Origin of the sequence: Paraburkholderia sp. NPDC080076 (assembly GCF_050281145.1) — a bacterium.
GTDB lineage: Bacteria > Pseudomonadota > Gammaproteobacteria > Burkholderiales > Burkholderiaceae > Paraburkholderia.
In genome coordinates this window covers 44,135-58,788 of record NZ_JBNNWQ010000013.1, presented here as the reverse complement: position 1 = coordinate 58,788, position 14,654 = coordinate 44,135, and the positions used below count along the sequence as shown (strand labels likewise).

The following is a 14,654-nucleotide window of genomic DNA, read 5'->3' as shown; positions in this document are numbered from 1 at the left end:
GCGTGTGAGGATTTCTGAAAGCGCGTCAAGGTCGATACAGCACCTTGTAAGGCGCAAAGAACAAAGCGGCCGGATCGAGTTGTCCCATTGCTCGAGTGCAGGGAGATCGTCATGAACAAGCAAGTGTTCGCGCTAGCTGTCTCCACCGCTATGTCCGCCGCTTTTGCCGCGCCCGCCCTGGCGCAGACGAGTGTCACGCTGTATGGCGTGCTCGACGAAGGCATCAACTACACGAACAATGTCGGCCGCGGCCACGTCTATGAGCTGGCGAGCGGCTATGCGCAAGGCAGCCGCTGGGGGCTGAAGGGCGCCGAGGAACTGGGCGGCGGCCTGAAAGCGATCTTCCAGCTGGAAAACGGTTTCGACGTGAGTTCCGGGCGGCTCAACCAGGGCGGCCGGATGTTCGGCCGCCAGGCCTTCGTCGGCTTGAGCGCGGAGCGCTACGGCACGTTGACGTTCGGCCGCCAGTACGATTCGGTGGTCGATTATCTGGCCCAGACCACGGCCAACGGCAACTGGGCCGGCTTGCTCTTCTCCCACCCGTACGACAACGACAACACGGACAACTCGTTCCGGCTCGACAACTCGATCAAGTACACGAGTCCGTCGCTGTCCGGCTTCCAGTTCGGCGGCGTCTATAGCTTCAGCAACGACACCAACTTCGCCAACAATCGCGCGTACAGTTTCGGCGGCCAGTATTCTTATGGCGGCCTGCTGGTGGCCGCGGCCTATCTGCAAGCCGACAATCCCGGCAATGGAGCGAACGGGGCGATCACGGCGAACGACGCCAGCTTCATCGCCGCCCGTATGCGTGTGTTCGGCGGTGGCATCACCTATACGTTCGGTCCGGCGACGGCCGGCTTCGTCTATACCAACTCGAACTATCTGGACCCGACCGGCAACGGCTATCTCGGCGTGACGCCGCTCGTGCCGCCGGGCGTACTGCTGAACTCGCTGAAGTATCAGAACTTCGAGGTGAACGGCAAGTATCAGATTTCGCCGATGCTGTACGTCGGTGCACAGTACGTGTACACGATGGAAACCTACGACGCCTCGACCGGCGGCGTGAAGCCGAAGATTCACTCGTTCGGCCTGATGGCGGATTACAACCTGTCCAAACGCACCGACGTCTACATCCAGGGCGAGTATCAGCAGGTGACGGGCGACGCGACCTATTCGATTCTGGACGACGCGTTCAACGTCGGCACGCAGTCTCCTTCATCGACCTCGAGGCAGGTCGTGGTGCGCGCAGCGATCCGGCACAAGTTCTGACTTCACCTGGGCTAACCACCTCGCCTAACTTTACCTGGCCGCGCCGCGCGGCCGTTTGTGTTTAGGCGCCGCCACAGCGGGCGTCTTTGTGCCGATCAACTCCGCCACCCAGTCGACAAAAATCCGCACCCGCGGCGCCAGATGTCGGCCGTGCGGAAACACCACCGACACCGGCAGCGGCGGCGCCTTCCAGTCCTTCAGCACTTCGACGAGTTCGCCGCTTGCGAACAGCGGCGCGTCCACGCTGCCGACCGGCCCCTGAATCATGCCGAGCCCGGCGAGACAACAACCTATATAGGCATGCGCGCTGTTGACCGAGACGGCGCTGCGCATCGCGACCGTCTTCAGTTCGCCTTGCTCCTGATACTCCCAGTCGAGATCGCGTCCGCTGCGGCTGGAGAAAAAGCCGACAGCGACATGGTCGTCCAGATCGGCGGGCGTACGCGGCAGGCCGTGTTTCTCGATGTACCCGCGCGACGCGCAATTGACCTGCTCGAACTCGCCGATGCGCCGCGCGACCAGCGTCGTGTCGCCCATGCTGCCGACCCGCACCGCGCAATCCACGCCGTCCTCGATCAGGTCGATCATGCGGTCGGTCGCGCTCAGCACGACGCGAATGTCCGGATAACGCGCGAAGAATTCCGGCAGCGCGGGGATCACCACGTGCACCGCCAAGCGCTCTGGCAGGTCGACGCGGATCACGCCGCGCGGGCCGTTGGCGACATCGGCGAACAGCGCCTCGGCGTCGTCGATCTCGGCCAGCACCTGGACGCAGCGCTCGTGATAGGCGGCGCCTTCGGGCGTGAGCGCGACGCGCCGCGTGGTGCGCTGAAGCAGCCGCACGCGCAGATGGCTTTCCAGGTATTGGATCGCGTTACTGACGGTGGGGCGCGGCAGTTGCATCTGCTCGGCGGCTTTGGTGAAGCTGCCGAGTTGCGCGACGCGCGCGAAGACTCTCATGGCTTGCAAGTGATCCATCGACGACGCTCTCCGTCTGAGAAGCAGCCGGACCGGGTTCGGGTGGCTTTCCATTACCCTGATTGTTAACCGTTTTCGACCAATCTGATCGAACGCCGCGCCTTTATCGCTTGTCGGCTCGGGCGCAGAATGCCGCTCAGGCGTGACGGATCCGGCTTCAAACGCGGCTTCACGCAGGCCGGTTCGCCGTCATCCTAAACGTGATCAAACGACTTCGGGAATGCACGCAATGAATACACGTCAACTGGGCCAGCAAGGCCCGCGAGTTTCCGCCATCGGCCTCGGCTGCATGGGCATGTCCGATCTGTATGGCCCGGCCGACCGCGACGAAAGCATCGCCACGATTCACGCGGCGCTCGACGCTGGCATCACGCTGCTCGACACCGGCGACTTCTACGGCATGGGCCACAACGAAATGCTGATCCGCGACGCCCTGCAAGGGCGCCAGCGCGAGAACGTGGTGGTCAGCGTGAAATTCGGTGGGATGCGTGATCCGGCCGGCGGCTGGATCGGCTTCGACGCGCGGCCGGCGGCGGTGCGCAATTTCCTCGCGTATACGCTGCGGCGGCTCGGCACCGACTATATCGATGTTTACCGCCCCGCGCGACTCGACCCGGCCGTGCCGGTCGAAGAGACCGTCGGCGCCATTGCCGATCTGGTCAAGGAAGGCTACGTGCGCCAGATCGGTTTGTCGGAAGTCGGCGCGCACACGCTGCGCCGGGCGCGGGCCGTCGCGCCGATTGCCGATCTGCAAATCGAATACTCGCTGATGTCGCGTGGAATCGAGGCCGAGATTTTGCCGGTGTGCCGTGAACTCGGCATCGGCATCACCGCGTATGGCGTGTTGTCGCGGGGTCTGCTGAGCGGCACGTGGTCGAAGGAGCGCGGCGCGCAGAAGGATTTCCGCAGCGTGAGCCCGCGCTTTCAGGGCGAGAACCTCGAGCGCAATCTGGCGCTGGTCGAAACCCTGCGCGCTATCGCCGACGCGCGCGGCACCAATCCAGCGCAACTGGCGATTGCATGGGCCTTGTCACGCGGCGACGACATCGTGCCGCTGGTCGGCGCGCGGCGCCGCAGCCAGTTGACGGATGCGCTCGCGGCGACCAAGTTGCGTCTGAGCGCCGACGAGTTGGCGCGCATCGAAGCTGCGATTCCGCCTGAAGCCGTGGCGGGTTCGCGCTACAACGAGGTGCAGATGGCGCATCTCGACAGCGAACGCAGCGGGCATTGATCGGCTGATCGGCTATTGGGAAAAGGAAAGACGTAAACGAATCGCGCGCCTTGGATAACGGATTATCACAAGGCGCGCGAATTTCAGACTATGAATATCGAGCGGCGTATTAAAACGGATTAGCGCTCAATTCATCACGTAATTCTGAAACAGAATGCCGACGATAACGCCAAACGGAATACCGAACGTCCGGCCGCGAAGGGTGGCGTTGATGTCCTCGTCGAGGACGAAGCTGCAGCGGCGCTCGCGCCAGACGGTTTTATAGGCCAATGGTTTCGCGTCGACGATCACGATGGAAATCAGCGCGGTCATCGTAACCTGTTCGAGTGCATGCAGTTTGGCCATAAACGGCGAAAATTCGCCTGCATTGCACAGGAGCACCATGATGACGGCGGCAATCAGGGTGCCGAAGAAAAAACCGTTCATGAATCGGTTTGCGGAACTGAGAGAATCCATTTGAACCTCGGCTTTACCCGCAGCCTTGATAAAGGCGGCGAATTAAAAATATTCTGACGGAAAGGGTTTTCCATTCGATAAACCGGCGTCGCCTTGACTGCGGCGCCGGTCAATCTCACTGGGATGCGTAAGAATATTTTTACTGCCGTGTTTAACCTATCGTCCTTTTCCTAATGCCGGGTAGGATGATTCCGAAAAGCGCGGAAACTCGCCACGTTCGAACTACGTGCCGAACAGATTCAGTTGGGCGTACTGCAACAGCATGATGGTCTTTCCGTCGACGATTTCTCCGCGCTCGATCATCGCCAGCGCGTCGTCCACCGGCAGCTCCAGCACCTCGATATCTTCACCTTCGTCGGCGAGGCCGCCGCCCGCGCCGACTTTCGCCACCGCATCATATTCAGCGACGAAAAAGTGCAGTTTCTCCGTGACCGAACCCGGGCTCATGAAGGCCTCGAATACCTTGCGGACGTCGCGCACCCGGTAGCCGGTTTCTTCCTCGACTTCCGCGCGAATCCGTTCCTCCGGCGACGCGGTCTCCAGCAGCCCGGCCGGCGTCTCGATCAGCATGCCGTGATGACCGTTGACGAACGCCGGCAAGCGGAATTGCCGCGTTAGCACGACCGTGCGCCGGTGCGGTTCGTAGAGCAGCAGCGTCGCGCCGTTGCCGCGGTCGTAGGTTTCGCGGCTCTGGCGTTGCCAACTGCCGTCGGCGCGCTGGAAGTCGAAGGTGGTTTTTTTCAGCACGTACCAGTCGTCCGACAGCACCTGGACGTCGACAATCCTGACCCGTTCGGCGATTTCGTTCATGGCTCGCATCCTGTTCTGTAGGGAAACGCGGTTAGCCCCGCATGCGAATCATGGTATCGTGCGATATCGTGCAAAAACAAGTAATTTCGTGCAAATCGATAAGACTCGCTAAGGACCGCCGCCGTGCTCACATCGCAAAGAAAGCAACTGATACTCGATGCGCTCAAGCGTAACGGGCAAGTGGTCGCCAAAACCTTGAGCGCCGAATTCGAGGTCTCCGAGGACACGATTCGCCGTGATCTGCGCGAGCTCGCAGCCGAGGGCCAGCTACAGCGCGTGCATGGCGGCGCACTGCCGGCGTCGCCGGCGGCGGCCGACTTTGCCGGGCGCGAGCGTATCGAGTCGGCGTCGAAGGCGGCGATCGGCCGGGCGGCCGCGGGCATGATCGCGCGTGGCCAGATTGCGTTCGTCGACGGCGGCACGACCGCGGTGCAACTCGCGCGTCATCTGCCGCGTGACTTGCGGGCGACGATCGTCACCCATAGCCCGAGCATCGCCGTCGAACTCGCGGAGCATGCCGGGTTGGAAGTCGTGATGATCGGCGGCCGCCTGTTCCGACATTCGATGGTCAACGTCGGCGCCGCGGCAATCGAAGCGCTCAGCCACATTCGCGCGGATCTGTATTTCATGGGCGTGACCGGCGTGCATCCGCAAGCAGGCCTGAGTACCGGCGATAGGGAAGAGGCCTACGTGAAACGCGCGTTCGCGGAACACGCGGCGGAGACGGTGGTGCTGGCGTCGGCGGAAAAACTCAATGCGGCCTCGCCGTACAAGATCGCTGATGTGACGGCGGCGAGCACGATCGTCGTCGAACGGAATACGGACGAGGCGTTGACCGCGCCGTTCGAAGCGTTGGGTATCACGATCGTGCGGGCATAGTTGGGCATGCTGATTAAAAAGTAGAAAAACCGCCAGAAACCGCTGTAAACCCACGAATATAGCGGACCATACGAGATCCGTTATTTGCGAGATAGGGCACAAAATTTGACGCACCCCGCGGCAAATCAGCGCGATAATCCCGCCCCTTGCCCTCTGTGGGGCGAGGACAAGGCAACTCACGGTAGTTCAAGGTCAATCAGATCGACTGCGGCACGACCGAAGTGACGGTCGTCGCAGGTCGCCGGTACGCCCGGGCGTTAGATAGCGTCCGCGGTTCGAACACCTCCCTCGTGGTGATAGCCGTCCAGCGCAGGTTCGTCGCGTGCCAGCACGCACGCGGCCGCGCGCGCGTGACGGTCCGTGTCTTCCTGACGCCAGGAAGGAAAGGCCTTGATGGCCCGTATTGCCGCCGTATTCACTAAAGGAGAAGTCCATGGGGAAACTCGACCTTTCGCGTCGTAGTTTTCTGAAGGCCAGCGTGTTGGCGGGTGTGTCGGTGTATATCGCGCCGATGGGCAGCCGCGCATTCGCTGCGTTGTTCGAAGAAAAAATCCTGACGCCGGTGCAGTGGGATACGGCCAACGGTCAGGCAAAGTTCCGCATCGACGGCATTGCCAAGGTAACCGGCTCGAAAGTGTTCGCCCGCGACATCCGCGCCGCCGACATGCCGCACTGGCCGCCGCAGCAGTCGCACGCTTTCATTCTGCGCACGACGCAAGCCGACCGCAGCTACGAAGGCTTCGACCTCACGCTGCTCGGCGACGACCTGAAGCCCGACCGCGTGATCACCGCCGCCGATCTGGCGCGCGACGGCCTGATCTTCCCGGCCTTCTATGGCGACGACATGCTACTGCCGCCGGGCAAGACGCCCGCGTATCTCGGCCAGGCGGTGGCGATTCTGATCTATCACGACTTCGCGCGCTTCCGCTTCGCGAAAGACAAGCTGAAGTTCCAGGATCAGATCATCCGTTACGGCGCGCAAACCGGTGCGCTCGAACGTGATCCATGGGGCACGTTCCGCTTCGTGCGCGTCGGCGGCAAGACGCCGTACGACGACGACACCTTCTCCAGTCTTAAAGACGCGCCGGTGTTTCCGAGCATGATGCGCAAGCACCAGCCGGTGTGGCCGGACGGGGGCGAACACGGCAAGCTCGACGAGCAGGGCATGTTCCACGCCGCGCGGATCCAGCAGGAATTGGATCAGCCTTCCGCGGACTGGCTGGTGATGGAGCGCGAGTACAACACGCAGTCCATCGACACGGCCGCGCTCGAGCCCGACAACGCGAACTGCTGGTACGACGCGGCGACGCAATCGCTGCATATGGTCGTGCCGACCCAGGCGCCGTCCGAGGTCGCCGACAGCGCGGCCGGCATGGTCGCGAAGTGCGCGTTCCCGGTGAAGCACCTGTTCATTTACCCGTGCTACACGGTGGGCTACGGTTCCAAGGATCACTTCAATGTGCCGTTCTACGGCCTCGTCTGCGCGATGTATGCCGATGGCCGTCCCGTGCGCCTCGCCAACGATCGCTACGAGCAATTCCAGACCTCGTTGAAGCGCCATGCGTTCAGGATGAACTACCGCATCGCCGTCGACAGAAAGTCCGGTTTGCTGCAATCGTTCAAGGCGGAGATGGAAGCGAACGGCGGCGGACGCTGCAACTTCTCGCCGTCGGTGGCGATGGTCGGCGCGACCGCCGCGCAGTCGATCTACTACTTCCCGAAGAACGATCTGTCGGCGGTGGCGCTCGCAACGCGCGCGATCGACGCCGGCTCCGCCCGCGGCTACGGTACGCTGCAGAGCATGGCCGCGACCGAGATGATGGTCGATGAAATCGCCGCGCGGCTCGAACTCGATCCGATCGAGTTCCGCCTGAAGAACGCATTGCGTTCCGGCATGAAGAACACGCAAGGCGCGGTGCCGGCCGGCGCGATTCGCGTCGACGATGTGTTGAACAAAGCGAAGGTGCATCCGCTGTGGCTGAACCGCGCGAAGCGCAAGGCCGAGTTCGAAGCGGCGCATCCGGGCAAGCGCTACGGCGTCGGTTTCGCGTGCGTGCAGAAGGACTTCGGCACCGGCGCGGAGACTTCGTTCGCGAAGGTCGAGTTCAGCGCCGATGGCAAGATCAGCCTGCAACACACGGCGGCCGAAATCGGCACCGGCATGTCGACCTCGCAGGCAGTCGCGGTGGCGAAGTGGCTCGGCAAGCCGGCCACCGACGTGCATGTCGCCATCACCGACTGGCCCGATCTGCCGGTTGTCACGAGCGGCGATCCGTACATGATGTCGCAAGCCGATCAGGACAAGCTCGCGGCCAATCCGCGCTGGTCGCCGGGCTACGCATCGCCGTCGAGCGCGACGAATTCCGCTTACTACTTCACGCACAGCACGCGTGAAGCGGCGCGCGTGGTGTTCGCGCATGGCCTGTGGCCCGCGGCGATGTCGATCTGGAGCCAGGGCATCGGCGGCGGTCAGGTCGCGCCGCTGGTGGTGCGTATCGAAGACGCCCGCTGGGTCGACGGCAAGCTCTCCGCAGCCGGCCTCGAAGCGCTGCCGTTCGAACAACTCGCGAAGAAGGCGCACGAACTCGGCCTCGTGACCGGCGCGACCGTGCACGTGTTCAACCGCTGGCAGTGGACCGAAGCGGACTTCGAGATCGACGGCAGCGTCGAGCGTTGGCCGCTCGACGGTCTCGCTGTGCGCTATGGCGACAACGCGTCGGCCGACAAGCAGAAGATGCAGACCACGGCGAATCGCTACCGCGTGCTGGACCGCCAGCGTGTGTTCATTCCGCCGGTCCAGCGCAACAACGCGGCCGTCACGTACTACAGCGCGGTCGGCACGCTGGTGGAGCTGTCGGTGCATGAAGCGAGCGGCAAGGTCGATCTGCTCGCGCATCACTCGATCATGGAGTGCGGCAATCAGATCTCGCCGCAACTCGTGTCCGGCCAGTTGCAAGGCGGTCTGGCGATGGGCATCGGCCACGCGCTGCATGAATATCTGCCGCTCTACGAAGACGGTCCCGGCAACGGCACGTGGAACTTCAATCGCTACCACTTGCCGCGCGCGACGGACGTTGCCGTCTGGACCCAGACCGGCGAAGTGCTGCCGCCGCTGACCGAGACCGATCCGCCGAAAGGCATCGCCGAAGTGGTGATGATTCCGGTGGTCGGCGCCATCGTGAACGGCATCGCGCATGCGATCGGACATCGCTTTACCGATCTGCCGGTCACCCCGCAACGTATTCAGGAGGTGCTCGCATGACGGCCCCCAATCAAACCAACGCTAATGTCGCTGGCGGCGCGGTGAGCACTGCCGCTGCAAGTGGCGCTTCCGCTGCATTCGGTGCGGCTCCCGCAAGTGGCGCTTCCACGGCTTCGGCCGCCGACGCCGCGCGCGCGCCTGCCGCCGGCGTGGTCGAGCGTCCGCTCACGCATTTCCGTTCGATGCCGCTGTCGATCAAGGTGAACGGCGAGATCGTCGGTCCGACCGATGTGCCCGCCGGGCTGATGATGATCGACTACCTGCACGAGTATTTGCACCTGACCGGCTCGCGCCTCGGCTGCGGCCAGGGCATCTGCCACGCGTGCGTGGTGATCGTCGACAAACCGGACGGCACGAGCGAAGAAGTGCGCACCTGCATCACCGGCGCGAATTTTTTCCACGGCAAGTCCATTCGCACGATCGAAGGCCACGCGAAGCGTAACGAAGCGGGCGAGGTCGTCGAACTGTCGCCGATCCAGCAGAAGTTTCTCGAGCACTTCAGTTTTCAGTGTGGCTACTGCACGCCGGGCTTCGTCAATGCGGCGACCGTGTTGATCGAACGCCTGAAGCGTGAGCCGGTTGCCAAAGACAAGGTCGAGGCCACGATTACGGAAGCGCTGAACGATCACATCTGCCGCTGTACGGGCTACGTGCGCTATTACGAAGCCGTGAAGGAAGTCGTGCTGACGACGCCTGGCCTCGTAAAGGACGCCGCATGATGAGCCGACCGATGAACTTGCGCCGCGCGCTGCTGCTGCTCGGTACGACGCTCGCGCTGAGCGCTTGCGGCAAGCACGACGACTCCGGCGCGCTGGCCGCGGCCGCCGCATTGGGACCGCAATCCACCGCCGCCGATCCGCTCGCGCGCGGCCGCTACCTCGTCAAGGCCGCCGATTGCGCTGCCTGCCACACCACGGCAGACGGCGCGCCGTTCGCCGGCGGCGTGAAGCTGGCTTCGCCGTTCGGCACCTTCTATGGCACCAACATCACGCCAGATAAGGACCACGGCATCGGCAACTGGAGCGCGGACAATCTCTACAAGGCGCTGCATGACGGCGTCACGCCGGACAAGCAGCTTTATCCGGCGATGCCATACACGTCGTACCGTCAGTTGTCGCGCGCGGACAGCGATGCGATCTACGCGTACCTGATGGCGCAGAAGCCGGCCGCGGTGGCGAATCACGAGCCCGAACTGTCGTTCCCGTTCAACATGCGCTTCGGCGTGCGTTTCTGGAACTGGGTGTTCCTGAAGGACGCGTTGCCGGATGCATCGACTGGACGCACGGCGGAGTGGAATCGCGGCCGCTATCTGGCGAGCGCGCTCGGCCATTGCGCCGAGTGTCACACGCCGCGCGGCACGTTCGGCCAGCTCGACGGCGCGAAGCCGCTGACCGGCGCGGCACTCGGCCGGATCGCGGCGCCGGATATCACGCCGCACGGTCTCGCGGCGCGCGGCTGGAGCGCGGCCGACCTGCAGACGTTCTTCGCCACCGGCATCGCGCCGCAGGGCTCGGCATTCGGCGAGATGTATCCGGTGGTGCATCTGAGCAGCCAGTACCTGACGCACGACGACCTGCGCGCCATGTCGACCTATCTGCTCGGTGACCAGGCACCCGCGCCGCAACCGCTGCGGTCGGTTTCCGCGGATGCCGCTCAGCTCGAAGCAGGGCGCAACGTTTATCTCGCCGTGTGTGCGGGCTGTCATGGTCTGAACGGCGAAGGCAAGCCGCATGTCGCCGTGCCGATGCACGGCAACTCGACGCTGCGTCAAGGGGATGCCCACAATCTGATCGTGGCGATGCTCGATGGCATCGGCGCGCAGGATTTTCCGGGCCTCGAACGGATGCAGGATATGCCGGGCTTCGCCACGCAACTCAACGACGCGGAACTCGCGCAGCTCGCCAATTATCTGCGCGCGACGTGGGGCGGCCAGCCTGCAGATGTGACGGCGGATGCGGTGAAAGCGCTGCGCTGAACCGTAGCCGCACTTCTGGCGCTTGATATCAGGCGCCAGGCAGCGTTCAAAGAAACCGGTGCTCTTTCGTTAAGGGTGCCGGTTTTTTTACGCGCGAGGGTCATGCGCAAGCAGCAGCGTGGACAAAAACCGTCAAGGCCGCGCACGCACTTTCGTCAATCGCGCCCTTCGACCAACGCCTTCAGCTTGCCCAAATCCCGTTCGACCCATTGCGCGTCAGCGGCAAATTTCTCGTCCGTCATGCCGGGCACGCGAAACAGTGTGAATTGCACATCGCAGCCGCTGCCGTTCGCGATCACCCGCAACGGTATGTAGATCTCGCTGCCGTCGGGCAAGAGGACGTAGTGGTCGAGCACGCCATACTCGTTCGGCGCGGAAAAGCGCACGGTCGTCGTGCCTTCGCTGCCTTCGAAACGCCATGTTGCACCGTCATGGCCCAAGGGCCGGCCCAATCCTGATGCCCATTCGGGAAATGCCGCCGGCTCCGATGTGAAAGCGTAAACCTCGCGCCAGTCATGCGCGATGTGGACGCTGATGATTTGCGCCTGCGCAGGCTGAGTCATGATGTCTCCTGTGAACGGCGCGCAATGAACTCGCGCGCTACGGTCTGCTCAAATGGTATCGCGCCGCTGCCGGCTTGCGGCGCGCCTTACGTTTCGCCGTAGGCAAGACAGATTCCTTTCACGGAGACTTCATGAACAATCGCGCGACGCAGATCCTTCCTCATCATAGTTACGTCTATTCGCTGGGCGCGCCGCTGGCCTGTGTGCAAGGCACGACCAGCAAGGTGTTCGCCAGCCCGGAGAATCACAACGGCGCCAATCACCAGCACTTCGTCATCAAGATCGACACGGTCGTGAAGTTCGAAGGCGGTACGGAAAAACTGGTGGGCACCGAGGTCTTCGTCGCCGTGCGTTTCGGCGACAACGAGGGCCTCGCGCACGAGATCCCCAATTTGCAGGCAGGGCAGCCAATCGAAGCGCAAGGCGAATACATCCCCGACGCCAGCGCCTATCCCACCGAAGACAATCGCAATCCCGTTCTGTCGGTACTGCACTTCACGCATCATCCGATCGGCTACGTGAAGTACCAGGGGCAGTACTACAGCTAGCATCGTTCCATCGAGCCGGACGGACGCCGGGCCGGCCGCGCGCCGACACGATCCTCCTTCACGCCCGCCGCCGCCGCTGGCAATTCAAGTTTTCACGCCATTCTGCCGTTAATGCAAACGTTATCGTGCGCTTGCGTGGGCTTCGGCGTGCGTGCGTCCTGCATGGCTTGCAGACCCGCAGCCTGATCCGCCAGCGGCGCATGAAACACAGTCCGGTAATGACGAACTTGCGGCGGCCACGCGGATGCCTGACGGGCACGCGCCGCCGTACACGTTGCACGTGCAACGATGTCCGCAATACCGTGCGTAAGGTTTGTATCAAAGTATGTGGGTTGGCGCGTTTTTTATAAAACGCACTTTACAATTCCGCTGGAATTTTAATCGGCAGTCTGGCCCTTTTCGCGGACGATGGGCTGTTTTGGCGGGCGGCATGTACGCGTCCCGGGCATCCGGCAGCTTGTGAAGGCGAGGGTTGGGTTGGTCGGCAGGGCATGGGTGAGCGCCGCACGAAGCGGCTTTGCCGTGTCGCAGGGGAAAGCAGCGCGCCGTCCGGGCGCGCGCATCGCACGCGACAAGGTGGCATCCGGCTCGCCAATGAACGAGGCAGGAGTCGAACAAGATGGGAAAGCGCTTCGACAGAACAAAGATGGCCAGTCTCGCTGGCGTATGGGTCGCGCTGGCGGTCAGCGGTTGTGCGAATGTGGGCCAGCAGGACGCGCAGACAGCCGCGGCGGCTGCGTCCAGCGTGCCGGCGCCAAGCGCGCCGGCAGCCGATGCGAAGGCGGCCGCGCCGCCCGCGATCACCCCCGAGCAGAGCGCGCTGCTCAAGAAATCACCGCCACTGGTGTATCGCGTCAAACGTGGCGACACCTTGGCGCGCATCGCGCAGCATCATCATTGCAGCGTGAAGCAGTTGCAGACCTGGAATGGATTGAAGGCGTCCTCGCACTTGAAGTCGGGACAGGTCTTGCACGTCGCGTCGCCGGAAACGGTGCGGGCGGTGAACGCGGCTAATGCGGCTAATGCGGCAGTGAAGGCCGCCGCGGCGTCCACGCCGGCGACTTCGGTTGCGGCGCAGCAGGCGGCGGCGCCGGCCTCCGCGTCGGGTCCAACGCAGTCAACGTCGCAGTCCGCTCAGGCCGTGCAGTCGCCGACGCTCAGTGCCGCTGAAGCACGCGAAGTCGCGCAGCAAACCGCGCGGCACGCGAACGGCGTATCACTAGCCTGGCCGGCGGGCGGGCGCGTGGTCGAAGGATTCCAGCCGGGCGAAACGCGCGGCATCGAAATCGGCGGCAAGCCTGGCGATCCGGTGCGGGCCGCGGCAGACGGCAAGGTGATGTACGCCGGCACGGGCCTGAACAGCTACGGCAGCCTGATCATCGTCCAGCACAACAAGGACTTTCTGACCGCCTACTCGCACAACCGCAAGCTGCTGGTCAAAACCGGCGACATTGTCGTGCAAGGACAGCAGATCGCCGAGATGGGCGACGAAAACAATTCGCGCGTTTCCGTGGGCTTCGAATTGCGCCGCGACGGAAAGCCGATCGATCCCATGCCGTACCTGCCGCACGGACGCGGCTAGGCGCGCGACCTCAATCCAGCCACAGCAGCGCCGCGGCAACGATCGCTTCCGGCGCGTCTTCCTGCATCAGGTGGCCGGCTTTCGGCACCGACTGAAAGCGCGCTTCCGGTATGGCCGCGGCCAGTTGACGGCCGCGCGCCAGTGGAATCCACTGGTCCTCTTCGCCCCACAGAATCTGCACCGGACAGCGTAACTGCGGGTAGCGCGCCTCGACCTCGTCGGTGTAGCGCTGATCCATTTGCGCGATCTGCCGGTAAAACGCGGCTTGACCCGTTGCGCCGAGCCAGGGCGTCACATAGGGCGCGAGTTCGTCATCCGGAATCTCGCGCGCGATCGCGCCGCGCACGTACGCCTTCACCACCGCCTCGTGGATGTAGGGCGGCAGTCCGGCAAACGCGTCACCGTGTTCGCGCACATGCCGCACGAACGGCGAACCCCACGGCGCGACCGCCACCGGATCGATCAGCGTGAGGCTGCGATAGTCGCAGCCGTCGATCAGATGGGCGCGCAATGAAGTCGCGCCGCCGAAATCGTGCGCGATGACATCCGGGCTTTCCAGTTGCCAATGCGCGAGCAATTCCGCCAGCAAACCATTCTGCACACCGAGCGAGACGTCCTGGCCGTCGCGCTGTTCGGATTGTCCATAGCCGAGCAGATCGTAGTAATAGACGGTGCGCGTCTGCGCGAGATGCGGAGCAATGCGGTGCCACACATACGAAGAAAAGGGCGTGCCGTGAACCAGCACCAGCGGCGGGCCATTGCCGCTCACGTTGAAGCGCACGGCTTGATCGCGGAAGGTATAGCTTTCGGGGAGCGGCCAGTTTTGCATAGCGATGAGCGTCGCAAGAAAGTCTGCTTACCTTAGCAGGGCTTCGTGAAGCATGCTGACCGGCTTTTCGTAGCCTGCCTCAGGATGCCTCCCGCAGAAGCTCACCTTTGTTTTAGTCAGCAAAGCCAGGCAAATTCAACCTTGACTCGGTCGCGCACTCGTTTCAACGGCAAACGAATCCACCATACAACACACACTCTTACGAATCGTGCATAAATTGGCCTGAAAATAAGGCCTCGTTGCGTTGGCCGCATTCAAAAAGCCTGGTA

The 14,654-nt window shown here is 63.2% G+C and carries 13 protein-coding genes; 8 read left to right on the top strand and 5 right to left on the bottom strand.

Annotated features, from left to right (window positions below):
• The first annotated feature begins 111 nt into the window (after window positions 1-111).
• Window positions 112-1,272, top strand: a complete 1,161-nt coding sequence (locus ACQKRQ_RS36080) for a porin (protein WP_427482399.1) — start codon at window positions 112-114, stop codon at window positions 1,270-1,272.
• Window positions 1,273-1,302: 30 nt separating this feature from the next.
• Here the strand turns inward: ACQKRQ_RS36080 and ACQKRQ_RS36075 are convergent, their stop codons facing one another.
• Window positions 1,303-2,250 (bottom strand): LysR family transcriptional regulator, encoded by a 948-nt coding sequence (locus ACQKRQ_RS36075; RefSeq protein WP_427482397.1) that lies wholly within the window; start codon window positions 2,248-2,250, stop codon window positions 1,303-1,305.
• Between the two features lie 229 nt (window positions 2,251-2,479).
• Between ACQKRQ_RS36075 and ACQKRQ_RS36070 the strand changes: the two genes are divergently transcribed.
• Window positions 2,480-3,481 (top strand): aldo/keto reductase, encoded by a 1,002-nt coding sequence (locus tag ACQKRQ_RS36070; RefSeq protein WP_427482395.1) that lies wholly within the window; start codon window positions 2,480-2,482, stop codon window positions 3,479-3,481.
• A gap of 126 nt (window positions 3,482-3,607) precedes the next feature.
• Here ACQKRQ_RS36070 and ACQKRQ_RS36065 read toward each other — a convergent pair whose 3' ends face one another.
• Together ACQKRQ_RS36065 and ACQKRQ_RS36060 are read right to left on the bottom strand one after the other, a co-directional pair.
• Window positions 3,608-3,937, bottom strand: a complete 330-nt coding sequence (locus ACQKRQ_RS36065; protein WP_342960527.1) for a hypothetical protein — start codon at window positions 3,935-3,937, stop codon at window positions 3,608-3,610.
• 222 nt (window positions 3,938-4,159) lie between these two features.
• A complete protein-coding gene (locus ACQKRQ_RS36060; protein WP_427482392.1) occupies window positions 4,160-4,747 on the bottom strand; it encodes an NUDIX domain-containing protein in 588 nt (195 codons plus the stop codon).
• 123 nt (window positions 4,748-4,870) lie between these two features.
• Here ACQKRQ_RS36060 and ACQKRQ_RS36055 point away from each other — a divergent pair, with 123 nt between their 5' ends.
• From ACQKRQ_RS36055 to ACQKRQ_RS36040, 4 genes are all read left to right on the top strand, one after another.
• Complete coding sequence (locus ACQKRQ_RS36055; protein ID WP_427482391.1) at window positions 4,871-5,626, top strand: DeoR/GlpR family DNA-binding transcription regulator; 756 nt, start codon at window positions 4,871-4,873, stop codon at window positions 5,624-5,626.
• A gap of 433 nt (window positions 5,627-6,059) precedes the next feature.
• Window positions 6,060-8,888 carry a xanthine dehydrogenase family protein molybdopterin-binding subunit gene (locus tag ACQKRQ_RS36050; protein ID WP_427482389.1) on the top strand — a complete coding sequence of 943 codons (2,829 nt, stop codon included), beginning with the start codon at window positions 6,060-6,062 and terminating at the stop codon, window positions 8,886-8,888.
• Window positions 8,885-9,607, top strand: coding sequence for a (2Fe-2S)-binding protein (locus ACQKRQ_RS36045; protein ID WP_427482387.1), 723 nt, complete (start codon window positions 8,885-8,887; stop codon window positions 9,605-9,607). The genes ACQKRQ_RS36050 and ACQKRQ_RS36045 overlap by 4 nt, the downstream gene beginning before the upstream one ends.
• Entirely contained in the window at window positions 9,604-10,863 is a 1,260-nt protein-coding gene (locus ACQKRQ_RS36040) for a c-type cytochrome (RefSeq protein WP_427482385.1), read from the top strand. Before ACQKRQ_RS36045 ends, ACQKRQ_RS36040 begins: the two co-directional genes overlap by 4 nt.
• A 155-nt stretch (window positions 10,864-11,018) precedes the next feature.
• On the opposite strand, the gene ACQKRQ_RS36035 is transcribed toward ACQKRQ_RS36040, so the two are convergent.
• Window positions 11,019-11,426 (bottom strand): SRPBCC family protein, encoded by a 408-nt coding sequence (locus tag ACQKRQ_RS36035; RefSeq protein WP_427482383.1) that lies wholly within the window; start codon window positions 11,424-11,426, stop codon window positions 11,019-11,021.
• A 131-nt stretch (window positions 11,427-11,557) separates the two neighbouring features.
• Between ACQKRQ_RS36035 and ACQKRQ_RS36030 the strand changes: the two genes are divergently transcribed.
• Window positions 11,558-11,974, top strand: a complete 417-nt coding sequence (locus tag ACQKRQ_RS36030; protein WP_427482381.1) for a hypothetical protein — start codon at window positions 11,558-11,560, stop codon at window positions 11,972-11,974.
• A 619-nt stretch (window positions 11,975-12,593) separates the two neighbouring features.
• Window positions 12,594-13,556 (top strand): peptidoglycan DD-metalloendopeptidase family protein, encoded by a 963-nt coding sequence (locus ACQKRQ_RS36025; protein ID WP_427482380.1) that lies wholly within the window; start codon window positions 12,594-12,596, stop codon window positions 13,554-13,556.
• Window positions 13,557-13,566: 10 nt separating this feature from the next.
• Here the strand turns inward: ACQKRQ_RS36025 and ACQKRQ_RS36020 are convergent, their stop codons facing one another.
• Window positions 13,567-14,385, bottom strand: a complete 819-nt coding sequence (locus ACQKRQ_RS36020; RefSeq protein WP_427482378.1) for an alpha/beta fold hydrolase — start codon at window positions 14,383-14,385, stop codon at window positions 13,567-13,569.
• Window positions 14,386-14,654: the final 269 nt, after the last annotated feature.